Genomic DNA, 26,100 nt, shown 5'->3' with positions numbered 1-26,100 from the left:
AGATTAATTTTTGATCGGCGGCATCGGATTCTTGGGATCGGGCATCTTCATGGGCGGTGCCGGATTCTTCGGGTCCGGCGTTTTGGCGGGCGGCATCGGGTTTTTGGGATCGGGTGTCTTCAACACCGGCGTTTTGGGAACGATGGGCAACAGCGAAGTCGGGTCATCCTTGTACAGGAGGACAGGCTGTTGATTGCCGCCGGACCACGCTTTCGGGAGGTTTCGCGGAAGCCACTGGGCGAGCGAGTTCGAGTCCGTCGTGGCGCCGGCCCCTTCTTTTTCAATGGGGGCCAGCGTGGCGATCACATCGTTGGCCAGCGAGGTGATGTATTCCGGGTAACGCGGCTTGGGGACCGTTTTGGCGGCTTCCCGCCACAGGGCAAAGGAATACGAGAGGCGGGCGGCCGAGATCTTCCACGGCAGAATGGACTTCGACGTTTCCTTCGTCATCCTTGTGAAGTCATTGTTCGCCTGCCGCAGATATTCAACCAGTGACGGTTGGAGAAAAGGAGCCGCGACATCGATGTTCAGGTCGTCGTCAATCTTCATCTGGCAGAAGCCGCAGATCGCCTCGATTCGTTCTTGGATGGTGACCGGCGGGGCAATTTCAGGATCCCATAGCACTCGCATGAGCGTATAGCCGGGCCGGGACAACGGCTTGCGGGTATTCTCCCGGACCACGCCGAGCTTGAAGCGTCCCGTCGCGGCCACCGCCTCGCGGCGAACGTATTCGATCACCATCTGCTCTTTGGCGTCCCGATACGATCGCTTCTGAACGATGTACTTGGTGAGGCTGTCCGATATCTGGGCTAATTTGGCCACGTCTTTGTAATTGATGTGCTTCGTCGGATCTTCCGGGTGGCCGTGTTCCAGGAAGGTTTTGATGCCTTGGAAGGCATACAGTTTGAGGGCGTCCGATTCGTTCGGGTCGTTGATGACTCTCAACAGTGGGTCGATCAGTTTTGTTCCCGGCATCTTGGAACATGAGGCCAGCATCCGCACGATGTTGAGGCGTTCCATCGGCCGGGTGGCGTTGTCCAGCACGATCTTGGCGGCCGCCGCCAGGTCCACGGTAAATTGTTCCGCGAATTCCAACTGGGCCTGGCTCAGGTTTGTCGCCGGGGGTTGGTTCTGCAGGGTGCAAAAACTCTCGGCATCCTTCAACAACGAATTGATGTCAAGGATGAATGTGCCGAGCTTTTTCTCTTCCGGCTCGCCGTTGTACGGCGGCTGAACCGATTTGAAGGCGTAATACTGGGCGTAATTCCGCACGGCCTTGTGCAAGGGACCGTCCGGCTTTTCTTCCGTAATGCGAACCGTCCCGCTATGAAGCTTGGGACTGGCGACAGTGTCTGCCCCGTTTGGTTCTGGCGGCTTGGGGATATCCGCGGCAAGGGAGAACGAGTTGAAAACCAGCAGGGCAAAGCCCGCCGCGACCGACCGCCGAGAGATGCGCATATGCGGTTCACCAACAAAATGGCCGAAGGGAATAATGGAAGAAGCCCCCGAATAACCAAACACCGCCGGATGCGGAGTCGTTGGCCGGGAAAATCCATCCTTATTGTACGGCATGCTCCCCGGCCGCCAAACGAGATTCAAGCCCTCCGTTTGAGGAACCGGCCCGGACAAAGCCTTCCAACCGGGCCATCCCCTCTCGCAAACGCCCCTCATCCACGGCAAAACTGATGCGGACAAACCGCGATCCGGAGGGGCCAAACACCTCGCCGGGGTTCACCAACACACCGGTTTCCGTCAGCAAACGCTGGGCGAATGCCCGGGAAGTTTCCCCCGTTGGAACCGGCGTCCAGAAGAAAAACCCGGCCCGCGCGGCCCACGGCAGCAATCCCATCCCCCGCAGACGCTCGCTGACATATTCACGCCGGTCGTTCAGGTCGTCGCGGGTTGAATTCATCGCAACTTCTCCCATGCGAAGAGCCTGCGTCACCACCTGCTGGCAAAGCGGGGCCACAAACGGGGCGTTCATCAGGGCCGCCAAAGCGCATGGCCGCACAAGGTGCCGATACCCCGCCAGCCAGCCAACGCGGGCCGCCGAGAGGCCGTGGCTCTTGGCGAAACTGCCAATGGAGATGATCCGTCCCTCCGTGTGCGGTAGATTTGCCAGTCGGCTTTTCGCGGGATCATTTCTCCAACGATCAAACGACATATCCTGCACGATCAGCGTGTCGTTCTTCTTGGCCCAAAAGGCGATTTGTTCCAAGTCTTCCGAGGCGAAGACGCATCCCGTGGGGTTGGCCGGGTCCGCGAGGACGATCATCTTCGCCCCTCGCATCGCCCGCATGAGATCGTTGAGGGCAAACCGGACAAAACCGTCTTCGGAAGCGGTCGGCACCCACGCCACGGACGCCCGGCGATGCTTCAACCCGAGGGAAAAAACGGGGCTGGTCGGGTCAAACAGCACGACGCGGTCACCCGGATTGACAAACGCATCCAGCACGGCCGCAAACGCCCCGGTGGCCCCGTGCGTGATAAACACCTCGTCGGCCGGTTCGTGCTCGACGCCATGATCCCGCCGGAAGCCATCGGCCAGTTCGGCCCGCAGTTCGTAATCCCCCCATGCGGATGGCCGCCGGTCGTTGATGGTCCGGGGGAGGCTCGGATAAATCTCGCAGCGGGGGGAGCCAAGAGCCAGATGAATCGAATCCGGTGTGTTGATGTCCGGCAACAACGCCCGGTCCAACAACTCCGTCAGCGGGGCGGCCAGTGTGCGATCCGCCAGCAGGGAAAGGTATTCTTCGCCGCCGTTGAGCGTCTTCTTGACGGCCGGGACGTACTTGCCGAGGCCGCTCTTGGCGAGCATCTTCCGCCAGAAAAACGATTCGATCATCCCCCGTGGCCTCCCTGCCGTGATCATGCGCGGGAAGATTGTGCCACAGATCGCCCAGATTGCCAAGACGGTTTTGACGCCATGTCTTGGCGAATCGGACACTATTCGCCGAAACAGGACTTCACTTCTGATCGTCCGGCTTCTCGAACCCCGCTTTGTCCAGCCGTTCGATCATGCTTCGCTTGGAGGAATGGCGAATACGGAGTTCGGCCAGTTGGCGGTCGAATTTTTCACGTTGCTTGCCCCGGTCGGCGAGGGATCGCAGGTCCAGCAGCATTTTGGTCGCTTCGTCGTATTGCTTGGGGAGTTTGGTCGTGATGGCCGCCTCCACTTTTCGCCACAGTTCCGGTTCTTTCCCGGCGAGCGAATTCAAGTGTTTTTCACGGGCGGCGGCTTCTTCGCGGCTTTTTCGCTCTTGTTCTCGCTGCTTCCGTTCGGCGGCCTTGCGGGTGCGTTCCTCTTCGATTTCCTTGGCTCGGGCGAGCAACTCGGCCACCGTTCGACGGCGGGGAGCTTCCTCGGCACCCTTGGCTCCCGACCGGGCCGCCAGTTCTGACCGGAAGCGTTGAAGCAGTTCGACGTTTAGCAAACCGGCCTCGCCATCCATCACCCGCACAAGCATCGTATTCTTCTCGGCCTCCGGCAGGGCCGCCACCCATTCGGAGCAATCATTTGCCGTCGTTTGCTTCTCCTCGGCGTTTGCGGAGCCTTCGGCTGCCGCCGCGATGAGGTCGTCGTTGATCTGCAAGAAGTGCGCGAAGTCGATAAGGGCCGGGGACAAGTTTCCAAGGCCCGGCGGTACCGGGGGTTCGACCTCGTCTTCATGTTCCCCGTCGTCAAATTCATCGTCGTAGGGCACAGACAGGGAGAGAAGCCAGCCCAAATAAAGGCACCGGTGATCTCCGGCCAGCAAGTCATTCCGCAATGACAGCATCGCCCCGAGTTCGGGCGTCTCCATCTCGTCGTCGCCACCATCCTCCGGAGAATATTGAAAACTGAGGATGACATGCTCTTTCGTCGGCTTGGCGTCGAATTGTTCGGAACCGGCATACGGCTCCGCGACGGAGAGAGGGAAATACCGGATCGGCAGCCGCAACATCAGGATGCGGGTTCCCCAATTGGCGTAATACAAATGGGCGTCGAAATACTTCTCCATCAACTTGAGGGAGTTTCCCTTGAAATCCCCGTAATGGTATTCGTTGGTCAAACTGGTCGAAGTGATCTCGGCCCTGCTGCTGATGTCGCGCAGGGCGTTCATCGCCTCCCGGCTCAGCGGCTTGTCCACGGCCCGGAATTCGTAATACTGGTATTCGCTCATGGATGGATCGAAAGTTTGAGGAACGGGAGAAGTTCAATTACCGTCGCCGGTCAAGCTCACCAAACACCTCGCGCACGGATACGTTGAAGCCAGGCAGCAGCGGATCGCCGGTTAATTGGTCGTCAATCGTCAACAGGGTTGATTCATTCACATTTGTATAAACGCGAATCGTTCGATTCTCCGGATCCAACTCCCAAGCGATCTGTGTTCCCGAGGCAAAATACTCTTCCCGCTTTTCCCGCATCTCGCGGGCCGTATTGCTTGGGCTTAGGATTTCGACGGTCAAGGCGGCCGAAAAATCGGCGATGGGTTCCGTCGGCACGCGACCGTTTGGAAGTTGGTCCCATGGGATGAAACATACATCGGGAATGCGAATGTTCCCGGCGATCATTCTCAAGGTGGCCCGGTCACCGAACACCAGACCCAAGTTGAACCGGCGAGCCCATTCACCCAAAAGCTGGCCCAGCCAGATGACGAGAAGAGCTTGTTGCATTCCCATGGGTTTTTCCACCAAGACTCCGTCGATCAATTCACAGATTCGCTTGTCGGCCGATTTTCCCAGACGCAACACATCGTCCTCGGTGGCTGTGCCCGGCGATGGCCGCATCAGGATTCGGCTTGGCGGTATGTCACCCATTTTGGCCATCACGTCGGCCATCGTCGGGATTCGTTCTTGCAGCGTGGCGGTTGCCATGTGTTTCTCCCCTTCATTCCGGCCCGGATATCTTATCACGCCGCCTTGGCCGATGTCTTCTTGCAACGCCTCCGGATTGGATACAATGGGGCATGGAGGAATAAGACGAGTTGCCATGCATATTTTGAAGTACCCTCATCCCGTGTTGCGCGAGCCGGCCAAGCCGGTGATGCAGATGTCCAAGGATTTGAACATCCTCGTGGGCAACATGATCGAACTGATGTATCTCCACGAGGGCCTCGGACTGGCGGCCCCGCAGGTGGGTGTCAGCGAGCGTGTGCTGGTAATGAATTTTGCCGGTGATCCCGGCGAGAAGGCTCAGGAATTTGTCGCCATCAATCCGGTGATTGTCGAAATGTCCAAGGGCATCATCGACGATCGCGAGGGCTGCCTGAGTTTCCCCGATTTGTACGCCAAGGTTCGCCGGGCCAAGAAGGTCCGCGTGCAGGCTTACAATCAGAAGGGGGAGCTTTACGAAATGATCTGTGAAGATCTCGCTGCCCGCGTCTGGCAGCACGAGATCGACCATCTCGACGGCAACCTGTTCATTGACAAGATCGGCCTCGTCGGCCGGATGCACGCCAAGAAATACCTCAAGCAATTTGAGGAAGATTACTTTGAGGCCCAGAAAAAGGGGGAAATCCCCCCGGATCTGGCGCCAAAGTTTTGAAAGATGACCTCACCCCCTAACCCCCTCTCCTGACAGAGAGGGGGGACTGTCAACGCAACGGGCTTCGATCCTCACGTTCTTGCTCCCCCTCTCTGTCAGGAGAGGGGGCCGGAGGGTGGGGTTGTTTTGAAGGGACACCCGATCATGCACGTTCACTTTCCCATCACTCGTCGTCACATGTTGTCCCGTTGCGCCAACGGCTTCGGGCTGGCGGCTCTCGCCGGGTTGATGCAGGAGAAAGCCTTCGGGGCCGAGACTGGCCCGCTTTCGCCGAAGCCGACGCACCGCAAGGCGACGGCAAAGAGCGTTATCTTTCTGTTCATGGATGGCGGGCCAAGCCAAATGGACACCTTTGACCCGAAGCCCCGGCTCGACCGCGAACATGGCCAGCCCATCAAGACCAAGGTGGAACCGACGCAGTTCAACAATGTCGGCGCGGTGCTGAAAAGCCCGTGGAAGTTCAAGCAATACGGCAAGAGCGGCATCCCGGTCAGTGACCTGTTCCCGCATGTGGCCGAGTGCGTGGACGACATGGCCATCATTCGCTCGATGGTGGCCAACTTCTCGGAACACACCAACGCCAATTACTTCATCCATTCCGGCAGCGGCCAGCAGGGCCGGCCGAGCATGGGGGCGTGGGTGACTTATGGTCTCGGCAGCGAGTGCCAGGATTTGCCGGGTTTCATCGTGCTGGGCAGCGGCCTCGTTCCCCCCGGCGGGATGGATTGCTTCAGCAACGGCTTTTTGCCCGCGAGCTATCAGGGGTCCATGTTCGCCCGTGGCAAGACGCCGGTGGCCGACTTGGAACCGCAGGAGAAGTCCCCTAAGATCCAGAAGAACAAACTGGATTTGATCCGAAAACTCGACCAAGCCACGGCCTCCCAAGCCCGCGACGGCGGGATCGACGCGGCCATCGCCAATTACGAACTGGCCTACCGGATGCAATCAGCCGTCCCCGCGATGGCCGATTTTTCCAAGGAAACCAAGGAAACGTTGGCCCTTTATGGAGTTGACCAGCCGAAGACGGACATCTTCGGCCGTCAATGTCTGATGGCCCGACGCATGGTCGAAAAAGGGGTACGGTTCATCGAACTCCTGTGCCCGAACCTCGGCCATGACCGCTGGGACCAGCACGCCAACCTGCTGAGGGGCCACACGGACAACGCGATGGCCGTCGATCAACCCATCGCCGGGTTGCTGAAGGATTTGAAACGCCGTGGCCTGCTCGATGACACGCTGGTGATCTGGGGCGGCGAATTCGGCCGCACCCCGATGGCCCAAGGCGATGGCCGGGACCACAACCCCTTCGGCTTCACCATGTGGATGGCCGGCGGCGGCGTGAAGGGGGGCGTGATCCACGGCGAAACCGATGATTACGGTTACCACGCCATCAAGGACAAGGTCCACGTCCACGACCTGCACGCCACGATGCTCCATTTGCTCGGGCTGGACCACAAGAAATCCACCTTCCGCTTCGGCGGCCGCGATATGCGCCTGACGGATGTCCACGGCGAACTAGTGACGGGGATTTTGAAGAACGCGTGACATTCACAAACTCGTGAAGCCTCGACGCGGAGTCTTCGGAGCGGAGCGCGGACTTCCAGTGTCGGACGATTGTGCCAATGATCGGTGATTTCACGTAGCGAGTCCGCGCTCCGCTCCGAGGACTTCGCGTCGAGGCTTCACAATGATGAGATTCATCAAAAGAGGAAACTCTCATGGTGATCGGTTTCCACGTCATTTTCGGCGCCTATGGATTCTGGCTTCCGAACGACCCTCGCGGATCATGGTCTGAGTTCGTTGGTTCATACGAGCTTTTCCGGCACGGCAAGGCAACCAAGACAACCGAAATCCGTTCGGTCGCTTATCGTGAACACGACCGCCCTGCCCGTCTTGCCGCGAAGCGATCATTGCAAAGGCCGCCCGTTCATTTCACGGGGGTTCAAGCTCAGGCAATCGGGCAGGGGGTTGCGGCCTACGTCAAATCATCCGGCCTGATGGTTTGGGGGTGTGCCATCCTCCCGGATCATGTTCATCTGGTGGTCGAAGCGCATCATATCAAGATTGAGCAAATCGTGATTCAGTTGAAGGGACGGGCCACCACCGCGTTAATTGATGCGGGGATTCATCCGTTCGCCGGAACCGCTGACAAGGCCAGACCGCCCAAGTGTTTCGCGCGAGGAGAGTGGGCGCCGTTTTTGGAAACGCCTGAAGATGTGGAACGGGCGATTCAATACGTTGAAGACAATCCCGTCAAGGAAGGCAAACCACGCCAGCATTGGTCGTTTGTGAAACCATTTTCCCCAACATAACCCGTGAAGCCGCGACGCGGAGTCTTCGGAGCGGAGCGAGGACTCTCTGCGTGAAATCACCGACCATTGGCGCAATCGTCCGACACTGGAAGTCCGCGCTCCGCTGCGAGGACTTCGCGTCGCGGCTTCACGGTCGTCGTTTCACGGCAGTCCCGCCCATTTCCTCGCCAACCATTCAGCCGTCAGCAATCCGATTAACAAGGCCAGCGTCCACCATGATTGCCAGATCTTTTGCTCCACGGTGTATTCCCGTGTCGCCGAGCGGCTTTGCAGCAATTCCACCAATTCCTTCGCCCGGTCGGCCGGGAAGACTTTGCCGCCGGTTCGGGCGGCCAGGTCTTCCATCAGGCCCCAGTTGGTGGCGAGGTCGATCATCTCCCCGGTGTCGGCGGGGAGAACCTGCACATGGGCGCGGAGTTTTTTGCCGTCGGGGCCGTTGAGCTTGTCCTCAATGTCCGGGATCACCAGTTCGATGTCGTAATCCCCCGGCGGAAGGTTTCCCTGCGAGCCGATGTATTCCCTCGGGATCACCGGGTGCGGGCGCAACGGCATCATGCCGACGGCCGTTTCCGGCCCCCCCTTGGGTTTGTGCAGCAGCCTCGCCCCGGCCATCGCGTCTTTCTTGAAATTCTTCACCTTGTCCGACAGACGCACAATCAGTTCCACTTCCTGATCGGCCCGGTAGACCGGTTCCCGCGCCCCGAACCGCACAAACTCATTCCCGGCGATCAAGGCCCGGTCGCTGGCGGCCCAGCGAATCACCTGGCTCCAAAAGCGGTGGTTGTAGGTGTCCCCCTTTTTGAACCGCCAGCGCCAGGTGCTGTCGATCCCGACATACACCACCTTGCCGAACCCGTAATTTTGCCGGACCACCAGCCCATTGTTTTGCTCCCACTCGCGGGTGGCGTTCGCGTCGGCAAACGGCTGGGACGGGGCGACGCTCGCCAGCGTGACCGCCCCTTCTTTCGCCTGTCCGGTGACCGCCCAATAGTGCGGCGGCAGGTTGTTCCATGTCTCGGCGCTCACGCCGGGGTTCGGGTCGAGTCGCAGGAAGCCCGTCTGCGAACCCTCCCCGGTCAGGGCGACCTTGAAACCCTGATCGGCCTTGTAAACCTTCGGATTGCGGATCGGCAACAGCTTTTGAAACGGGTCGCCGTCGCGGACAAACTCCAGCGGCATCGACTTTTTCCCGGCGAGCAACACCAGCGTGCCGCCCCGTTCGGAGACGTAATGTTCCAGCCGCTCCCGTTCGGCCTTCGGCAATTGTTCGGGGGTAATGTCCCCGAGGATGACGCAATCGAAGTTTAGCAACGCCTCCGGGTCTTTCGGCAAGGCGAGATCCGGCAACCCCATCTTGCGGGTTCCTTCGGCATCAACGAGATTAAGCCGGGGCTGGTCGAAGACCACGCTCGTTGTGTCCATCGTTTCGTCGCGGATCAGAGCGGTTTGCAGATAGTGAAACTCCCAACGCACCTCGCCGTCGACCAGTAACACCTTTGCTTTATCCGGAGACACGGTGACGACGACCGGCCGGGTGTTGTTCTCGGGCCGGGTGTCCTTGCGGGGATCGCCCTCCAAAAATGGCCGGTGTTCGGCGGTGACGGTCAGCGTTTCCGTGCCGGGTTGGTCCATGCGGGCGGTGAAGGTCACCAGCCGGGGGCCGCTTTCTCCTTCGTGGTCGATGATTTCAACGAGCGGTTCCCGCTTTTTCACGCCGGGAACATCCGGATACGCCAGCGTGACCCTGATCTTGCCGGGGGGGAGATTGTTGACGAGCACACGGGCTTCCACCGTCGTGTAGGCGTTCTTGAAGACCGTCGGCGGGGTGGCTTTCACTGAGAGAATCGCCACGTCCGGCGGCGGGTCTTTCGCCCCGATGCCGACGAAATAGACCGGCACGCCGCGCTGGCCAAGTTCCTTGCTTTTGGTGGTCGGGCCGACACCCCAATTGTGCTGGCCGTCTGTCAGCACGACGACGCCGAGCAGCTTGCTTTCCCCCGTGCCGTCCCGTTCCAAGGCCCGGATCATCGGCTGTTTGATGTCCGTGAAATTGCTCCCCGGCGAGGCCGGATCGGTGGCGAGGGAGCGTTTCACGGCTTCCCATGTTTTGGGAATCTCGGCCGTTGTTTGGGTGAAGTTCGCCACGTCGAGTTGATGCTTTTCGCCGATGGCCTGCAATAAATTGGCCCCCTCGGGCGCAAGGACTTGGGAGGCGATTTGCCGCCGGGTCAGCCCGTCGATGCGAGCCGTCACTTGGGTGAATCGGGTCGAACCGGCCAGGGAACGCCCCTCTTTCGCCTCCTTGATCCAGCCGTCCAGCGTCTTGTCATCCGCCAGATCGCGGACCAGCCCCAACCCCTTGGCGAGTTCCAGTTTTTCGGCGACGCTCCGCTGGGAGTCGTTGATTTCCATGCTGTCTGAACGGTCAAGGGCGACCAGCACCTTGGAGGGAACCGTCTCCGAAACCGTGTGGGCAAACGACGGTTTCAAACTGCTGACCAAAAACAACGTGACGACCAGCGAAAGCCGAAGCCCGAGCAGCAGCAAGGCAAACCGGCGGGGGACAATCCGCAGTTCGGAACGATAAAGCCGGATGACCAGAAAAACGACCAGCCCGAGCAGCCCGGCCAAAATCGCCAACTGGACGTGACGCGAGAAGAACCCGAGCCGCGGCGTCAGGAGGAAATAGGCATCCGTGAATGGCAGGTCGATTCGGAACATGAACAAGAATCACGCGGGCGTTCATGGCCGATTGTAGCCGCAACAACGGGAGAACAAATGAGAAATCGAGATTTGGAATGGAGGAATTTGATGGTTTCTACCGTCCGACAAAACGATGAGGCTCATTATGTGGCAGATCGCCGGAAAGGATGATCTGCTGAAACGATTCATGTTCCGCCGTCTGCAATAACGCAGGGGTCGGTCTGCTTTTGCACAGCCAGCGATCATATTTGCCTTTCCTCGCGGTCCTCGAATGCCGACCAGCCAAGGAACATGGCGATCCGGCTTGCCAACGCCTTGTACCACATCGGATCGGCGGAATCTGAGCAGACCAACTCAACTACGTTGATTGTCGGCACGAAGGCTCCATCGGAAGCATAACTCCCGTCCGGGCCGCACATGGCCAAGATGACCGCGACCCACGGTTGTCCCGCCGCAGCCTCGAATGTGACCGGCCCGGTTTGCCGCAGTTCGGATATCGCCGCGACGAACTCGACCAACGGGGCTGTCGGCGTGAACCGCGAATAATCAGCATCCGAACGGATGGTTAAATACCACGACACGGTCGGAATCCCTCCACAGCCAAACGACGCAGTTCACGTGTCGAGCCAGTGTAAAAAGTGTGGCACACCGATAAACAACAAAGCCAGCCCTATCCAACATCTTGTCCCGTCAACACCTATTCCGGGTCTGAAGGGCGGTCCAGTTCCAGCGTTCGCCGATGCTTCTCGACCTGATCCTTCTCGAAGTTCGGGTTGTTGACCACAAACCCCTCTTCCAAATCTTTTCCTTTGAAATCCAACTGCGCCCCTGGGAACATCTTGAGTTGTCGTTTGGGGACCACGATCTTGATCTTGCCCGATTTGAACTGGTGTTCACGGTCCCCGACCGGGCCCTGGCCAATCGCCAGCTTGTGCAAGGGCGAAGGCGCGCCCTTTGGCCAGTACGCTTCGATGTGGATGTACCAATCGTACTGCAGCCCCTTCTCGGCCGCCAACAGTTTGGCCTTGGCTTCCGCCGTCGGAGTCACTTCGACGAGCGCCGGGGGGCGAGTGACTTCCTCGCGATAGGCCACGATCCCGAGGATGAAAAAGATCACCGGCCACGCAATCGCCGGGATGAAGAACAACGAATGTCGGCCCCGGACCGAGATCATCTGATTGCTATCCGGGTCGAGGATGACTTGGCGGTCCAGCCGAAGCAGCAGGGCGAGGCCCAGACTGAGGAAGGCGGCCAGCCATTCGCCGGTGAGATTGCACAGGCCGTTCGAGACATCCTCGCCGAACAACATTTTCGCCAGCCAGTCCCCGGCAAAAAGCGAGAAAAACCAGATCATCGCAATGAGGATGCCGGCGCCCTTCCAGATCAGAATCATGATTCACCCTTGGATGATCGGGAGAGAAATTTCTCTTGTCCCCTGATTTCACATGAGGCCGCCGCCTCTCATTCGTCCGTTCTACATCCGGCGATGATACTCAAGCTGGGACAACCATTCGACATCTGTGAACACTTCCGGATCTTGCGCCAGAAGTTCGGCGATCACGGATTGGGCTTTGCGGCAATCTTTGGGTGAGGACCGCTTTCCCAGTAGGAGGCCGAGGCAGCCAACGGGGCGGGAAAACTGGATGCCCCAGCGATTCTCAATCTGATGACCCGGCGCCCAATGGATGCTGAGCAGATACGGCTCGGGTAGCCGCACTTCGAGGACCGTTCCCCAATCTTCGCAGACAGGCTCCGCCACCATCCACCCTGATTACGGCCGCTTCAACCGTTCGGCGATCAGCCGCGCCAAGTCGTCGCCAAGCGGCAAGTCGTATCTCCGCCCGTTTTCTTCCGGAGGAACAATCGAGAATTGGTCGCTGCGAAACAAAGCGGCGTCGTTCAAGTCTTTGCCCCGTCCGCCAAACGAAACTGCTCAACTGCCCGTGGCACGCCCGCTTTTGTGACGCGTGCCTTCCGGAAAGAGCATCACTTATGATCCACCCAAGCCTTCTCGAAGAACGCGACGACTGGCTTCGGGTCGGGCAGGCCGTGCGGGTGATGGTCGCCGCCCGGCTTCACGATTTTCTCGACGGTGCCACCGAGGGCTTTGTAGCGGTCGAAGATCATCTCGGAATTCAGCTTGTGCGGCACCACCTTGTCGCCATCGCCGTAGACGAGAAGGATCGGCACCTTCGCCTTCGCCAGCCCTTCGAGATTGTCGGCCGCAAAACCCTTGTAAGCGTCGATCTCCGCGTCGGATTTGAATCCGTAGGCGTTGAGGAGGTTGGTCCATTCGCGCGTCGGCGGTCCCTTGGCCTTGCGGCCGGGCCAGTCTTTGGGATTGACGAAGGCGTTGTCGAGATCGATGGCGAGTGTTTTGTCGGGATGGGCCGCGCCCCAAGCCATCGCGTACATTCCTCCCCGGCTCAGCCCGATCACGCCGGGCTTGGGATGCAGCCCATATTCTTTGACAAGCACGCTGTGGAATTTCTCCCACTCCTCCACCGCCTTCGGCGCTCCGTAAAGTTCCTGGACGTTCAAATACGCGACATGCCAGCCTTTTTTGAGGAGTTCGATGTCTTGGTTCGCAAACGCCCCGAAGAACTCGGCCCGCCACAACCAAGGCCGCCCCGGCAGCGCCTTGTCCGGCACGACAACGATGGCATCCTTGCGATCAACCTGAAAATCGTGCTTCGCGAAACCATTCCACTTGCTTACCTTGCCCCCAAACGGCTTGGGTTCGTCCGCGCGAATTGGCGTCAACGGCTTTGAAAAAGCAAGAAACAGGGCAAACAACCCGATCAATCCGAAGGACTTCATCGCATTTGGCCTCTGAGAGATTCGCTTGCCGTTGAGCGGCGAAACGGTGGGTGGGAAGCAGGCGTCAAAAACAATTCGGCCCGCCGGCCGACGGCGCAGGCTAACCGACACAAAACCATCTGTCAAACCTTATCGCCACAAGCTTGAATCGCCTTCTCAAGAACGCCCGTGATTCCGGGTGATTGATGTCTCATTGAGGGCGGTTTTGTTCGATTCAACATGCGGCGAGGCGGTCATGATCTTGTCCGAGAGACAAACCCGCTCGCCGAAAATTCTTCCCTCCGGCCCGCCCGCCCACTGCCCGCCCGACGTTGGCCACTTAGAATCTCCCCTCTCTCCCCGCCCGTTTGACACCACATCGGAGTTTCGCACCGTGCCGCGACACCTTATCGGCGTTGGCATCGCGTTATTGCTTTGCCTGGCGCCCGCTTTCGGGCGGGAAGCCATCCGTTTGCCAAACAATCCCGCATTGTCCCCGGACGGGCAATGGCTCGCGTTCGACTGGAACGGGGATATCTGGCTTTCCTCCTCGGCTGGGGGGCTGGCCCGGCCACTGACGAACAACCCGGCGAAGGACACCCAGCCGAAGTTCTCCCCCGACGGGAAGGAAATCGCCTTTGTCAGCGATCGCGAGGGAACGCCGCAAGTGTTCGTGATGCCGGTGACCGGCGGCACGCCGACGCAGGTGACCTTCCACACCGCCGGTTACACGCTGAATGAATGGCTGCCGGACGGGTCCGGCTGGCTTGTCACCACGACGCGGGACAACGGCTGGGGACGCCGCAACAACGACCGGCTTCAGATCGTCCGGCGCTGGACGGACATCAACAAACGACCCGCCGATGAAATGCTCTTCGACGATTACGCAACCAGCGGCACCCTCTCGCCGGACGGCAAAACCGTGCTGTTCACCCGCGAGGGGCCGGAATGGTGGCGCAAGGGATACAAGGGGTCGCAGAGCGCGCAACTGTGGAGTTACGACCGCGTTTCCAAGGTGTTCAGCAAACTCGAAACCGGCGCATGGGATTCCCGCTGGCCACTGTGGGGGCCGGGCAACACCGTCTGGTACGCCAACGGCGCGGGGGGCTGTTTCAACATCTGGCAAATGGACCGCAACACGAAGCAACTCCGGCAAATCACGACGTTCAAGGATGATTCGGCCGTCTTCCCCGCTATCTCCCGCGACGGTGGCACGATGGTGTTCCGCAATCTCTTCGACTTGTATTTGCTGAAAACCGCCGTCAACGCTCCCCCGGCGAAAATCGAGCTTTTCCGGGACGACGACCGCCCGGCCGACCGCATTGATCGCAAGGCCTTGACCACGGCGAACTACGCCGCGTTCTCCAGTGACGGGCTGGATGTGGCCTTCGTCGCCGGCGGCGACCTGTGGGTGATGGACACCGAATTGAAGGAGCCGAAGCGAATCACCAAAACCCCCGAGGAAGAACGGGCGCCGATCTTCTCGCCGGACGGGCAGGCGATTTTCTTCATCAGTGACGCCGGGGGCAAGCCGGAAATCTGGAAGGCGACCAAGGCCGAGGGGAACAAGCCGTGGTTCCTCACCAACAAGTTTCAACTCGACCCGATCACCAACGACGGATTTGAAAAACGCGGTTTGTCGTTCAGCCCCGAAGGCTCCAAGTTTGCCTATGTCGAGGGACGCGGCAACTTGATCGTTTGCGATGCCGACGGCAAGAACCCCAAAAAGGTGATCGCCTCGTGGGATGCCCCGGATTATGACTGGTCCCCCGATGGCAAATGGATCGTCTACGCCCAGCACGACAGCGATTTCAACCGCGACATCTGGGTGATGCCGATTGACGGTTCCAAGCCGCCGTTCAACATTTCCCGCCACCCGTACAACGAGTCCGACCCGGTTTGGTCTCCGGATGGCAAAATCATCGCGTTCGTCGGCGAGCGAGATGACAAAGACCGAACAGACATCCATTACGTTTACCTGCGGGCACAAGACGAAGAAAAAACAGCCCGCGACCGCGCGATGGAAAAAGCCCTTGAAAAATACCTCAAGGGCCGCGTGCCCGGCTTCAAGTCAACCGATCCGATGCCCATGCCGAAAGCCGACCCGGCCAAGTCGGAGGACGCGGACGAACAAGCCCCCAAGAAGGAAGATGCCCCCGCTCCGATGCCCATGCCGGTGACGCCCACCCCGAAAAAGGGGCTGCCGGAAGTGGTGATCGACTTCGAGGGCATCCATGATCGCATTCACCGCGTCAGCATTCCGAACGCGAACGAAAGCAATTTGTTTTGGTCGCCGGACTCGAAGAAACTGGCGTTCTCGGCACCCATCGACGGGACGGCCGCCACTTACACCATCGAAATTCCGGAAAACTTGAAGCCGACCCAAATCTCCTCGCAAACCGGCGTCGGGGCGAAATGGCTCAAAAACGGCTCCATCGTCTGGCTCTCCGGAGGCAAGCCCGGCAGTTTCACCGCCGGCGCCCCGACCCCGGCGACGCCGTCCCCTGCCACGGGCGGACCTCGCCCCGGCGGGCCGGGCGGCCCCCGAGGCGGTGCTGGCGGCGGTGCGGGTGGAAGTGCCCCGACGGCCGGTGCGTACAGCTTCACGGCTTTCCAAGACATCGACACGGCCAAGAAGCATCAGGCCGCGTTCGACATGTGCTGGCGGCAGATGCGTGACAACTGGTACGACGAGCGGATGGGAAATCGTGACTGGAACAAGGTCCGCGAAAAGTATCGCGGAGTGGCCGAGACGGCCGATCAAGAATCGCTGACCACGATTGTTCAACTGATGCTCGGCGAATTGAACGGCTCCCACCTCGGATTCTTCGCCGGGACGACCACCCTGCCGACTCGCCGCCCAGGCGGTCCGCCCGAGGAACCGGGAGTGGACCGCAACTGGCGTTATTCGACGGCCCATCTCGGCGTCCGCTTTGAAACCGGCTTCCCCGGTCCCGGCTTGAAGGTGAAGGACGTGCTTCCGGAAAGCCCGGCTGACCACAAGAAGAGCAAGCTGAACATCGGCGATGTGATCCTGAGCATCGACGGCGTGCCGGCCGATCCGACGCTGGACCCCACGTTGTTGTTGAACGTGCCCCCCGGCAAGGAATTCACGTTGAAGGTGAAGAACCCAGCCGGCGGGGAGCGGGAAGTGGTTCTGCGGCCGATCACCTACACCGCCGCGCGTCAACTACTTTATCAAAAGTGGTTGCAGGACAACCGAACGATGGTGGATAAACTCTCCAAGGGAACGCTCGGCTACCTGCATATCAACGCGATGGACATGGCGAGCTTCCACAAGTTCCAGGAAGAGTTGTACAACGCCGGAGCCGGGAAAGACGGCCTCGTGATCGACGTGCGTGAAAACGGCGGCGGCTCGACGGCCGATCTCTTGCTGACGGCTTTGACGCAACCGCAGCACGCCATCGCCGTCCCCCGTGGCGGCGGCCCCGGTTACCCGCAGGACCGCACGGTCTTCGCCACGTGGTCAAAGCCGATTGTGGTGTTGTGCAACCAAAACAGTTTCAGCAACGCGGAGATTTTCAGCCATGCGATCAAGGTGCTGAAACGGGGCCGCCTCGTCGGCGTGCCAACAGCCGGCGGCGTCGTCAGCACCGGCGGCACCGGCATCATGGACGTGGGCTTCCTGCGAATGCCCTTCCGGGGTTGGTTCAACATCGACACCGGCGAGGATCAAGAACTCAACGGCGCCGTGCCCGAAGTAATCGTCTGGCCCGTTCCCGGCGAAGCGGCAATGGGCAAGGATGTGCAAATGGAAAAAGGCGTCGAACTATTGATGAAAGACGTGGAAATCTGGAAGAACCGGCCGACACCGAAACTGAGAAAGGCGACGGAACGGTAAGATAACTGTGTTATCACCTCGGCGTCAGCGGGAATTTCATCGCCCAAACACGTGACGCCATCACCCGGAAACGCCCATTCCGGTCTATTCATGAAACATCCGACTTCCCCAAGGCATGGGGTTCCGAGTATCCTTAACCAGATTGCCGGTTGCGGTTGGTTCATGTGGAATGGAATGATGGAACGATCATCGGACGAGTTGGCGAGTCAGGTATCCCCCAACACACTGCTGGGCTACCTGAACTTTTCCGACGGACGGCCGGACCCCAAGTTCCAGCGAGGGGTCAACACGGCCTTTCGATATTTCATCGGCCAAGGCGAATCGAAACCGTGGGAAGCGTTTCGCCAGTGGATGCTGGCGCAGGCCGGGCAATTGGAGCAATCCGGCGCGGCCGCCTTTCGGGATCTGACGCAGGCGAAAGCCATCGTCGGGTTGGCCATCGAAATGGTGCTGCCGGAATATCGCCAGTTCCATGAAGACCTGTTGCGGCACCAGAGCGACGAACGCCTCTTCAACTCGTTCTTCTGCGTGCGGGTGATGGAGGCCGTTCTCGCCCAAGGGAGCCCGTGGACGGAAACCCGGCGAATCTCGCGCGGGGCCGTGCTGCAACTCAACGATTACGTCGGCCATCGCCCCATCGCCCTCCTCGAAACCCGACAGCAAACCGAGTTCTATCCGCATGAAAGGCTTCGCCCGATTCCGCTGTACATTCGCGGCGCGGGCGTCGCGGCCGGTTCTTATGAACGGATTATCGAACTGGCGTTGAAGATTCTGGAGGATGCCCCCGAGGAAATCTGCCGGGAGGCATGGTTCAATCTCAAGCGACTGGAAGAACTGGCCGTCGATCCGCGGGCCTACGATCACGGCCACCCGGTGAATCGTCGGCCGAATTATCTGTTCGGCGAATGGGACCCGCATCTGATCGACTTGAAAGGTTATTATTCCCGTTTCGTTGTCCGGCAAACGGTGCTGGATGCCCTCCTGAGCCGGATTGGCAAGCCGCCGGCTTCGCACGAAGGATTGAACAACGTCACCGAGGCGATTCTGTTCGAGGCGTCGGCCGTCTTGGCGGGAACCATCCTGATGGCTTCCGGCGTGTGCGGAGCCGGGCCGACGACACATGATTCCGATGCCCGGTTGGCAACGCTCGTCCCCGATGTGGCGCGATACCGCGACGCCTTTTACACGAAGTTGTTGCAAACCGTTCCCGGCGAACACGGCGAGTTGTTGCGGGCCGAGGCAAAACGACTGAAACAGCCCTTCGGCGGCATTCGACAGCATCTCAACCTTGAACTCGCCAAACAACGGGCTGGGCAACTTCAAAATCACGAACTGGCCCTGATTCTTGCCCAACTGGGTTATTCTGAGGCCAGCCGGTTTTACGCCAGTCTCATTCCCACCGCGTCGGCCCGTCTTCTTTCGGAAATCGCCATTCGGCAAACCTCGGCCGAACTCGCCATCCTGCACCACGATTTGCACACCGCCGCCAAAACACTTCCTGATGTCGAGGAGATGATTCACCGGGGCATCGAATGCGGCGCCTTGGCCGACCCGTGGAACATTCTTGGTTTCCAAGGGTTGTATCCCCTCTTCCAATCCCGCGAGGACAGCTCGCACGATTCTCGCAATGAAGAGTTGATCGACGCCCTCACCCGGCAATTCGACATTTACGCCCGCCTGCTCGCCGACACCGCCGCCGCCGGAGAAGCGGCTTTGCAGGATCAATTGACAAAGAACGTGCAGACGCTGGCCGAATGGTGGGACCAGTTTGCCGCTTATGAAGTCAACGACGTGACCCGACTCCACGGCGGGGAACGGGCCGAGGCCGCTTTGCATGTGGCCAAGGCCCTCGCCGCCTGGAACCGGCGGCTGTTCACCAACGAAGCCGGGGCCAAGGAAGACATTGCCTTCTGGCGGGACCGGCGGGACGGCTTCAACTCTTCGGCCGCGTTCGCCCAAGTGATCGAAGCCTTGTTGCTTCAACAAGACTGGCGGGCCTCGCTGGCGTTGCTTATCGCTTGGCTCAGCGAATCGGAGACGGCCTCGCTGGAGGAAGGCACGGTTTCTTTTCACGAACTCGCCCGGCAATGGCTTGAGGGCGTGATGACCACCGACGACGGCCCCTCCTTGGTGGCGCGGTTCTTCGCCTTGGTGGAAGCCAATGCCGAAACGTTGTGGGACGTGCCGGAAGTGCCAATGGGCGACGGCAAATCCGGGGGAAAGCAATTTGCCTCGGCTTATGACGAGATGAGCTACGAGGACACCACCGACGACGGCGAAGATGCCTCCGTTGCCGGAAGCAAACCCGCCACCGGCGACTTCCCGCTGGAGACGGCCGCCGACGATCTGGAACAACGCCTCGCCTTCCTCTCCGGCATCGCCGAACTTTGGCGGCTCACCGCCCGCGTCTGGCCGACAGAAGCGGCCGTCACCTCAACCGCCCTTTCGCAAAAGGCCGTCAGCGGGGCGACTCCCCGGCAGTGGCTCGAAACCGCCCGGCTCTGGCACGAGGAACTTCAATTCTTCGTCCACGCGATTCATGAAATCGAAATCCCCGCTTCCGTCGGCGGCGTGGACGAGATGATGGAATATGATCGCCGCCGCATGACCCGCGATCACCTGACGGATGTGGCCCTTGACACCTGCGTACAAGTCGGCCGGGCTATCCGGGCGTTGCAGGCCATTGTGCCGAACGCCGTGAACGACGAGGGCACCTTTGACAGCGGCTGGGAAGAATCGGCCGGCATCCTTGAACGGGCGATGGCCGGGAATGAAGTGGACACTGTCCGAGAGTCGTTGCAGGAATTGGTTCAGGGCCTCTCGGCCGAACCGTTGTTGTGTGTGCCGCTCTCCGAGGGGGGCGAACCGCAGCCAATCTTGAAAGCCCGCACGACGCTGGCCCTTTTGGAATCGCTTTTTGAACATTTCCCGCCGCTCGGGCTGATCCGGGAAACGTATCACTTGGTGAAGCTCGCCAAGGCGATGGAACGCAACGGCCCCGAATCCGGCCGCCGGGTTTCTGAGTTTGACCGGCTGTTTCGTATTGCGTTGCGATCCGTCGTGGACACGTTGCTCGATTCGGCCCGCGAATGGGAACGGGACGAGACGGCCAAGATCGAATCGCTGGTGGAGATTCTCCGCAAGATCGCTGATTCGTTCCTCGATATTTGGGTGCAGCACAGCCAGACGCTTCGCCTCTCGGCCATCGAGGCCGTGCTGGACGAAAGCGAATGGGGGCCGTTCCGGAACTTCGTGGCCAAGTATGGCCGGGAACTCTTCACCGCCCATTTCCTGACCTACGGCAACGTCCGCGGCCTGCTTCATCGTGGCGTCGGCGACTGGCTGGACAGCCTCATGGAAAAGGACGCCGACCACAAGCCGGAGAAACTGCTGCGGGACATGGAGAAAGGGACGCTCGGCCGGTCCACCGCCGTCCAGTATCTGGAAATCGTCCTGCACACGATCGCGGAACATTACGAGGAATACCGCGACTACAACACGACAACGACATGGTCCGACTACGGCGAGAACCTTTACGTTTTGCTTGATTTTCTGCGGCTAAAAGCCCGTTACGAGCGCTATGCCTGGCGAATGCGCCCGCTGGTGCTGGCCCACGAAGAACTGTGCCGGAAGGGGCTGCCGGAAGTTGCGGAGCGATGGGAAAAGAGCATCGCCGATTTCTCCAAACCCCTCGCGGCCGAACTGATTGAAAAGCTCGCCGTGAAGGAAGCCGAACATGCCGTGCGTCTGCGGACCATCCGCGACCGCATCGAAGAACGCTTCCTGCGGCCATTGGCGCTGGATCGCCTGTGTGCCTTGGTGGAACCCGCCGCCCGCGACGCCCGCAACCGCGTTGGTCCGGATAGCCCGGCGTTCCATAAGCTATGGGAACAACTTAAACCCCTCGCCGCTCACCCCATCGGCGTCGGCCTCGACGTGCCGCAATGGCTCCGCAAACTGCACGACGAAGTCGAACGTGTGCAACACGAAGCCACCCTGCCGCCGAAACCCGCCGAGCCGGTGAAACTCACATTCAGCCAATTGCAAAAGCAACTCGAAGTGTGGGATGAACCACTGACTGGAACGGCGTGATTTTTGACATTTTTTGCCTGAAATGTCGATTCAGAAAATGATGCCAAACCCGGCACGGACCGGGTAACATCGCAAACGGACGATCACTTCTTGCCCGAGGCGTACACTCGCACATAATCAACGATCATTGCCTCGGGCAATTTGCTGTCGTCGAGGCGTTTTCGCTCCCAATCGCTGCACAGCAGGCTGAGGACAATGTTTTGGGCCTGATGAGACAATCCTTCTGTCGTGCGGTATAGTTCTTTACCATCGATGAGGAAAACATACCCCTTGTCGGTCCAGTTCAAGGCGTAGACGTGGAAGTCGTCGCTCAGTTCCGGGGCGGGCTTTTTGGCCGGGTCTGGCTTTCCCAAAATTGGCTCCAAATCCAGCTCTTTTGGCCCGGCTCGCAGAGCCTTGGGTTTGTAGGGATTCCAATAAACATTCACGGCCCCTCCCCGGTCTTTCCGACCGGCGCCGAAGTATTCAATGATGTCGATTTCCGCCCCTGATTTGCCGGGATCGTCAATGAACTTTCCATAAGTCGGCGACTGAAGCCAGAACGAACCGTGATGGCCCTGCATGGATTGAAACTTGATGCGGGATTCAAAATAGCCGTATTTTTGCAGGAACTTCCCCTCGGTGCCGATCATTCCCGAGTGGATGACGTCATCTTTTTTGAAAGTGCTCAGCCTGAGAAAACCCTTGCCGTCCAAAGTGACTGATTCCTTTGCGATGATGGCGCCATCCCGTTTCCCAAGTTGACGGTATTGCCACTTTTTCAAGTCCAAGTTGGGGCCATCGAATTCGTCATTCCAGACGAGCCGATAACCCTTCGGAACAAATTCGCTCGGCTTCGGAATCTTTTCCTGTCCCCGGAGCAGCGGTGCCCCGATGCCAGTCAGCCAAACGACCAGTATCGGCGTCAACAACCGACGGACAAATGAGTTTGTGATGCGCGAGTTCATCGTTTCCTTTGGCAAAAATATCGCCAAGGGCAAAGAACGCCCTTGGATGATCTCACCGCACTCCCAACCGTTGCAATGCCTCTTTGGCGGCTCTGGTCACCGGGGAGTCGCCGCCGTCGGCGAGGGTTTGCAGGTGGGCGCGGGCGTCGGTGGTGTTCATGCGTTCCAGTGTTTCCACGGTTCGCAGGGGACGAAGGAGTTCCGTGCCGGAGTCCGGCTTGTTGGTCTTGTCGGTCAGTTTTTCGAGGCGTTCCCGCATTTCCGGCGAGACGGTTTTCTTTTCCAATGCCTCTTTCACGGCGTCGCGGGCGAGGCCGCCCAAGCGTTCCAGTTCCTTCATCGCCGTCTCGCGGACGATATAACGAGGCGAATCCAAATCGTTGATGAATTTGGCGATCTTTGTCGCGTCCGGCTTCGCCCCGTCGGAGGGCTTTAATTGGGCCGTCAGGAACGGAACCGCTTCGGCCGGGCGGGCGATCAGGCTGGTCATCGCCGCATAGGCCTTGCGGGCAGACGGTTCTTCCAGCGTCTTCCAAATCTCCGTCAAATCGGCGGGCTTCAATGGTTCGGGGCTTTCGGGGCGCTGATCCAAGTCGAATAGCATGATCGTCGTGTCGCTCAGCGAAACGGCCAGCGTCCGGCCGTCTCGGGAGAAGGCCATCGCCATGACATTCACCCCGGCGACGTTGAATTCATGCCGGATCGTCCCGGAAGCCGCCTCCCACGCCACTAGCCGAACCTCGAAGCGAGTCAGCCGGCCATTCGGAGCGTAGCGATTGTTGCCCATCATCCCCATGCCGATGAGCCGGCGATCCGGCGAGAGGGTCATGCAACTGGCCTGCGCGTTGTTGGTGCCCTCCAGCGGGCGGACTTCCTGCCCCGTGAGGGCGTCGTAAATCTTCTGCTGAAGGGAGTTGTTGGCAAACGCGACAAACAACCGGTGATCGAGGAACGAGGCCGACATGAACTGCGTGTTCGGAAGCTGGGTTTTGGAAAGCACCTTGCCCGTCGCAATATCCCACGACCACGCTTCCGCCACCTGCCCCCCCTGCGGAGAGTAGGAGTAACTGCATGTCGTCAGGATGGCCCCGTCCGTCGAGAAGGCGGCGGCAGTGAAGTCGCCCTTTTGCCCCTTGAGCGGCGGCAGCGGCAGACTGGTTTCCACGTCCCACACCGGCAAAGTCATCGCCACTTCGCGGCCGTTGTAGCGGTTAATGGCCACGAGTTTCTTCGAGTCCGGCGAGAAGACGATCACGCCGTTGCGATCCACATAGCCATTGCCCCCGGCGAGCGCGAAGAGTTCTTGGTTTTTATCAGCGTCCCACACGGACGTGCCGGAACCGTCGGCGCTGGACCCGATGAAGAACTTGCAGTTCGGCGAAAATAGGGCCGGAGAGTTGTATGTTCGCGGGTAGCCGTAGGTCCGGCGTTTGGCGACATCCTCCCGTAATTCCACGGGTTCAAGTTCTTTGCCGGTGTCGGTCTCCCAGCGGATCATCCGGCCGTCCTGGCCGCAACTCAGCAAATGCTTGTTGTCGGGGGTGAACTGCAAACTGGTCGCCGGGGCAAAGTGCCCGCCGACCGGAGTGATCGACTTGCCGGACGGCGCCTCCCATAACACCAGCGTGTTCGTGTTGATGCCCCACGCCAGCAGTTGGCCGTCCGGCCGATAATGCAGGAACACTTGCGAAATCGTCGGCCCTTCACACTGGCCGATGCGTTTGCCGGTGGTCACATCCCACGATTGCACGCTGCCGTGGCTGGCCGAGACGGAGATCGACTTGCCATCGGGCGAGAAGGCGATGGACGTTTGGTTGCTGCTCCCCCGGCCCGCGAACCGTCGCACTTGCTTGCCCGTGGCCGCTTCCCACAATTGAATCACCCCGTAACCCACGGTGGCGAAGTGTTTGCCGTCCGGGGAGAACTTCACGGTCATCACATTGGCGACATCGGTTTCCACGGCGGCGATTTGTTTGGCGGTCTTCACATCCCAGATATGAACGGTGCGAGGCATGGCCGTGTCCGCCGGTGTCGGGTTGCCGCCGCGGGCGTAATGCTGGCCCCAAGTGGCGACCAGATCCCCCTTTGGGGACAAGGCGCTGTAGAGGGTGGAATTGTGGACCGGCTTGATGGTTCCAAGCACGGCACCGTCGGAAAGTTGCATCACTTTCACAAGGGCGTTTTCGTACATCGTGGAGGTGGAGACAACCTTGCCATCCTCCGAGAGATTAATCTGGCCGTCCCGACGGTCCTTGTCCACGGGAGGAATCGTGTTGACCTTTTTGCCGTCAGTCACGCTCCAGGCATGGATGCCGTTGTAACCGGCCGTCACCAGTTGTTTGCCGTCGGGCGTGAAAAAAAGCTGGTTGGTGCGAAGATATTCGCCGATGACCATCGACCGGATTTCCCTGCCCGTCTCGGCGTTCACGAAACGAATGTTCGTGGACCCGCTGCAAACGGCAATCTCCCGGCCATCGGGGGACATTGCCGCCGCGCTGATGTAACTCGGCTCGCGGAAACGGTCGGTCCCGAGCCGCAGCCGGACACCGACGGGGAGTTTCGCCTCCGGTTCCGTTTTCTTTTCCTGTCCGCCCAAGATGGCGACGGACGCCAGCAATGTCAACACGGCGGCCGGTCGAACAACGCGCAACATGGGAAAGCCCGCCAGAGAATGGAAGAGTGTTGTTTAGCCTATTCTTAATCGCAAGGCGATGACACCGCGAGACGGTAACGGGATGAAAAAAATGTGTGGCCGTTCTTCCGGATGTCACGTTTTCAAATAACTGACGCCCGTGTCCACTTGGTTGAAGCCAAGCGCCCGGAACATCCGCATCGCCTCGGCTTCTTTTTCGGGAATCTGCACTTCCACAATGCCAAAGTATTGTTCGGCCAAATGTCGCAGCAATTGGGCGACCATGTGTTTGCCGATGCCCAATCGGCGAAACTCGGTTCGCACTTGAACATCAATCACGCCCGCCGCCGGGGCGCCCCAGCGCCAACCGTAATCCTTCATCTCCCAGAAGAGGGCTTTCGCCACCGTGTTGCCGCTCTGTTTGTCATCCAGCCGAAACTCGGAGGGTTCCAGCGGGCCAATCACTGATTCCCGCCACCACGAGCCAAGCCGGGCCTGCGGAATCACCTGTGTTTCATATTTCTTGCGCAGCGGGGCGAATCGAGGGTCCACAATGTTCAACGGAACATCCACCCGGCGGTCGAACACGTTGATTTTCTGGTGCGGCACATAGCCGTGCTTTTTCAGAAAAGGGTGGATGGCCGTGTCGCTTTCGAGGAAGCCGGGGGCGTTGCTCCCGCCATACAAACCAAGAAAAAACGGCTTCGCCGGACGTTGCGACCCGGCTTGGATCGTCGCGGCTCCCTGTTGCCGCAGATAGGTTTCGGCCCTCGCGAGCAGCGCCGCCCCCACCCCCTGGCGTTGAAAGGCCGGCCGGACGACGATCATGCACACGACACCCTGCGACTTCTGGATGGAAGAGAAGTCGTCCGCCGGTCCGAACCCGGCCTGGACAAAGCCCGCGATCTGCCCTTCGTCCGTTTCGGCAATGATTAAACCGTGCGGATCGAAGTAGGGTTTGTCGAGGATGATGGTTTCAAAAAGGGCCGACGAGCGCATCTCGATGGCGCCGCGGCATGTCATGGACTCGTTCCAGACGGCCACCAGTGCGGGCGGATCGAAATTGCGGAACGGTCGGTATCGCATCAAACCGGCCACTCGCGGGCCACCTCGGGAATTGGAACTTAGTATACCCGCCGGAAGCGTGCGGCCAGAAAATGTCGGCAGGAAGGCCAAAGGCGGATCAGAAAAATCGCAAAGAGTCGCCCATTCGTGTTTTCCCCGTC

Annotated in this window: 17 protein-coding genes; 5 read left to right on the top strand and 12 right to left on the bottom strand. The window is 59.7% G+C overall.

The features are described 5' to 3' along the window. Nucleotides 1-3: 3 nt before the first annotated feature. From BGIM_RS0127640 to BGIM_RS0127625, 4 genes are all read right to left on the bottom strand, one after another. A complete protein-coding gene (locus BGIM_RS0127640; protein ID WP_157369464.1) occupies nucleotides 4-1,458 on the bottom strand; it encodes a hypothetical protein in 1,455 nt (484 codons plus the stop codon). A 100-nt stretch (nucleotides 1,459-1,558) separates the two neighbouring features. Further along, the gene (locus tag BGIM_RS0127635) at nucleotides 1,559-2,845 is read right to left on the bottom strand and encodes a pyridoxal phosphate-dependent aminotransferase (RefSeq protein WP_020472941.1); all 1,287 of its coding nucleotides are present in this window, start codon (nucleotides 2,843-2,845) and stop codon (nucleotides 1,559-1,561) included. A gap of 121 nt (nucleotides 2,846-2,966) precedes the next feature. Beyond that, complete coding sequence (locus BGIM_RS0127630; RefSeq protein ID WP_020472940.1) at nucleotides 2,967-4,163, bottom strand: hypothetical protein; 1,197 nt, start codon at nucleotides 4,161-4,163, stop codon at nucleotides 2,967-2,969. Between the two features lie 37 nt (nucleotides 4,164-4,200). Then, a complete protein-coding gene (locus BGIM_RS0127625) occupies nucleotides 4,201-4,857 on the bottom strand; it encodes a Uma2 family endonuclease (RefSeq protein WP_029630643.1) in 657 nt (218 codons plus the stop codon). A 115-nt stretch (nucleotides 4,858-4,972) separates the two neighbouring features. On the opposite strand from BGIM_RS0127625, the gene def reads away from it, so the two are divergent. The 3 genes from def to BGIM_RS0127610 all read left to right on the top strand — a co-directional run bounded on the left by def (nucleotide 4,973) and on the right by BGIM_RS0127610 (nucleotide 7,839). Beyond that, on the top strand, nucleotides 4,973-5,527 hold the full coding sequence (def, locus tag BGIM_RS0127620) for a peptide deformylase (RefSeq protein ID WP_020472938.1): 555 nt from the start codon (nucleotides 4,973-4,975) through the stop codon (nucleotides 5,525-5,527). Between the two features lie 144 nt (nucleotides 5,528-5,671). Then, on the top strand, nucleotides 5,672-7,072 hold the full coding sequence (locus BGIM_RS0127615) for a DUF1501 domain-containing protein (protein WP_020472937.1): 1,401 nt from the start codon (nucleotides 5,672-5,674) through the stop codon (nucleotides 7,070-7,072). A 173-nt stretch (nucleotides 7,073-7,245) separates the two neighbouring features. Then, nucleotides 7,246-7,839: a transposase gene (locus tag BGIM_RS0127610; RefSeq protein WP_020472936.1), complete on the top strand. Its 594-nt coding sequence runs from the start codon at nucleotides 7,246-7,248 to the stop codon at nucleotides 7,837-7,839. A gap of 141 nt (nucleotides 7,840-7,980) precedes the next feature. Here the strand turns inward: BGIM_RS0127610 and BGIM_RS0127605 are convergent, their stop codons facing one another. The 5 genes from BGIM_RS0127605 to BGIM_RS0127580 form a co-directional block, all read right to left on the bottom strand. Then, a complete protein-coding gene (locus BGIM_RS0127605) occupies nucleotides 7,981-10,560 on the bottom strand; it encodes a vWA domain-containing protein (protein WP_020472935.1) in 2,580 nt (859 codons plus the stop codon). Nucleotides 10,561-10,784: 224 nt separating this feature from the next. After that, the gene (locus tag BGIM_RS0127600; protein WP_020472934.1) at nucleotides 10,785-11,123 is read right to left on the bottom strand and encodes a hypothetical protein; all 339 of its coding nucleotides are present in this window, start codon (nucleotides 11,121-11,123) and stop codon (nucleotides 10,785-10,787) included. Between the two features lie 116 nt (nucleotides 11,124-11,239). Beyond that, the gene (locus BGIM_RS0127595) at nucleotides 11,240-11,935 is read right to left on the bottom strand and encodes an iron-sulfur cluster assembly accessory protein (RefSeq protein WP_020472933.1); all 696 of its coding nucleotides are present in this window, start codon (nucleotides 11,933-11,935) and stop codon (nucleotides 11,240-11,242) included. An 81-nt stretch (nucleotides 11,936-12,016) separates the two neighbouring features. Further along, nucleotides 12,017-12,304: a hypothetical protein gene (locus BGIM_RS0127590; protein WP_020472932.1), complete on the bottom strand. Its 288-nt coding sequence runs from the start codon at nucleotides 12,302-12,304 to the stop codon at nucleotides 12,017-12,019. A gap of 224 nt (nucleotides 12,305-12,528) precedes the next feature. Next, entirely contained in the window at nucleotides 12,529-13,362 is an 834-nt protein-coding gene (locus tag BGIM_RS0127580; RefSeq protein WP_020472930.1) for an alpha/beta hydrolase family protein, read from the bottom strand. 373 nt (nucleotides 13,363-13,735) lie between these two features. Between BGIM_RS0127580 and BGIM_RS0127575 the strand changes: the two genes are divergently transcribed. Together BGIM_RS0127575 and BGIM_RS0127570 are read left to right on the top strand one after the other, a co-directional pair. Beyond that, complete coding sequence (locus tag BGIM_RS0127575; RefSeq protein WP_162136295.1) at nucleotides 13,736-17,203, top strand: S41 family peptidase; 3,468 nt, start codon at nucleotides 13,736-13,738, stop codon at nucleotides 17,201-17,203. 174 nt (nucleotides 17,204-17,377) lie between these two features. Beyond that, a complete protein-coding gene (locus BGIM_RS0127570; RefSeq protein ID WP_157369462.1) occupies nucleotides 17,378-21,295 on the top strand; it encodes a hypothetical protein in 3,918 nt (1,305 codons plus the stop codon). Between the two features lie 83 nt (nucleotides 21,296-21,378). Here BGIM_RS0127570 and BGIM_RS52715 read toward each other — a convergent pair whose 3' ends face one another. From BGIM_RS52715 to BGIM_RS0127555, 3 genes are all read right to left on the bottom strand, one after another. Beyond that, nucleotides 21,379-22,242: a glycoside hydrolase family 16 protein gene (locus BGIM_RS52715; protein ID WP_020472927.1), complete on the bottom strand. Its 864-nt coding sequence runs from the start codon at nucleotides 22,240-22,242 to the stop codon at nucleotides 21,379-21,381. 52 nt (nucleotides 22,243-22,294) lie between these two features. Then, the gene (locus BGIM_RS0127560) at nucleotides 22,295-24,895 is read right to left on the bottom strand and encodes a WD40 repeat domain-containing protein (protein ID WP_020472926.1); all 2,601 of its coding nucleotides are present in this window, start codon (nucleotides 24,893-24,895) and stop codon (nucleotides 22,295-22,297) included. A 114-nt stretch (nucleotides 24,896-25,009) separates the two neighbouring features. Further along, a complete protein-coding gene (locus BGIM_RS0127555; protein ID WP_238537729.1) occupies nucleotides 25,010-25,960 on the bottom strand; it encodes a GNAT family N-acetyltransferase in 951 nt (316 codons plus the stop codon). Between the last annotated feature and the right edge of the window lie 140 nt (nucleotides 25,961-26,100).

It is taken from the genome of Zavarzinella formosa DSM 19928, from assembly GCF_000255705.1.
GTDB classification, from domain to species: Bacteria; Planctomycetota; Planctomycetia; order Gemmatales; family Gemmataceae; genus Zavarzinella; species Zavarzinella formosa.
Note: the sequence above shows the minus strand (reverse complement) of the source record. Positions and strands in the feature narration are given on the sequence as shown.

What these genes read in the sequence shown, in the direction of transcription:
- BGIM_RS0127640 (WP_157369464.1), bottom strand. Translation starts at nt 1,458, where the DNA reads ATGCGCATCTCTCGGCGGTCGGTCGCGGCGGGCTTTGCCCTGCTGGTT.
- BGIM_RS0127635 (WP_020472941.1), bottom strand. Translation starts at nt 2,845, where the DNA reads ATGATCGAATCGTTTTTCTGGCGGAAGATGCTCGCCAAGAGCGGCCTC.
- BGIM_RS0127630 (WP_020472940.1), bottom strand. Translation starts at nt 4,163, where the DNA reads ATGAGCGAATACCAGTATTACGAATTCCGGGCCGTGGACAAGCCGCTG.
- BGIM_RS0127625 (WP_029630643.1), bottom strand. Translation starts at nt 4,857, where the DNA reads ATGGCAACCGCCACGCTGCAAGAACGAATCCCGACGATGGCCGACGTG.
- def (WP_020472938.1), top strand. Translation starts at nt 4,973, where the DNA reads ATGCATATTTTGAAGTACCCTCATCCCGTGTTGCGCGAGCCGGCCAAG.
- BGIM_RS0127615 (WP_020472937.1), top strand. Translation starts at nt 5,672, where the DNA reads ATGCACGTTCACTTTCCCATCACTCGTCGTCACATGTTGTCCCGTTGC.
- BGIM_RS0127610 (WP_020472936.1), top strand. Translation starts at nt 7,246, where the DNA reads ATGGTGATCGGTTTCCACGTCATTTTCGGCGCCTATGGATTCTGGCTT.
- BGIM_RS0127605 (WP_020472935.1), bottom strand. Translation starts at nt 10,560, where the DNA reads ATGTTCCGAATCGACCTGCCATTCACGGATGCCTATTTCCTCCTGACG.
- BGIM_RS0127595 (WP_020472933.1), bottom strand. Translation starts at nt 11,935, where the DNA reads ATGATTCTGATCTGGAAGGGCGCCGGCATCCTCATTGCGATGATCTGG.
- BGIM_RS0127590 (WP_020472932.1), bottom strand. Translation starts at nt 12,304, where the DNA reads ATGGTGGCGGAGCCTGTCTGCGAAGATTGGGGAACGGTCCTCGAAGTG.
- BGIM_RS0127580 (WP_020472930.1), bottom strand. Translation starts at nt 13,362, where the DNA reads ATGAAGTCCTTCGGATTGATCGGGTTGTTTGCCCTGTTTCTTGCTTTT.
- BGIM_RS0127570 (WP_157369462.1), top strand. Translation starts at nt 17,378, where the DNA reads ATGATGGAACGATCATCGGACGAGTTGGCGAGTCAGGTATCCCCCAAC.
- BGIM_RS52715 (WP_020472927.1), bottom strand. Translation starts at nt 22,242, where the DNA reads ATGAACTCGCGCATCACAAACTCATTTGTCCGTCGGTTGTTGACGCCG.
- BGIM_RS0127560 (WP_020472926.1), bottom strand. Translation starts at nt 24,895, where the DNA reads ATGTTGCGCGTTGTTCGACCGGCCGCCGTGTTGACATTGCTGGCGTCC.
- BGIM_RS0127555 (WP_238537729.1), bottom strand. Translation starts at nt 25,960, where the DNA reads ATGCGATACCGACCGTTCCGCAATTTCGATCCGCCCGCACTGGTGGCC.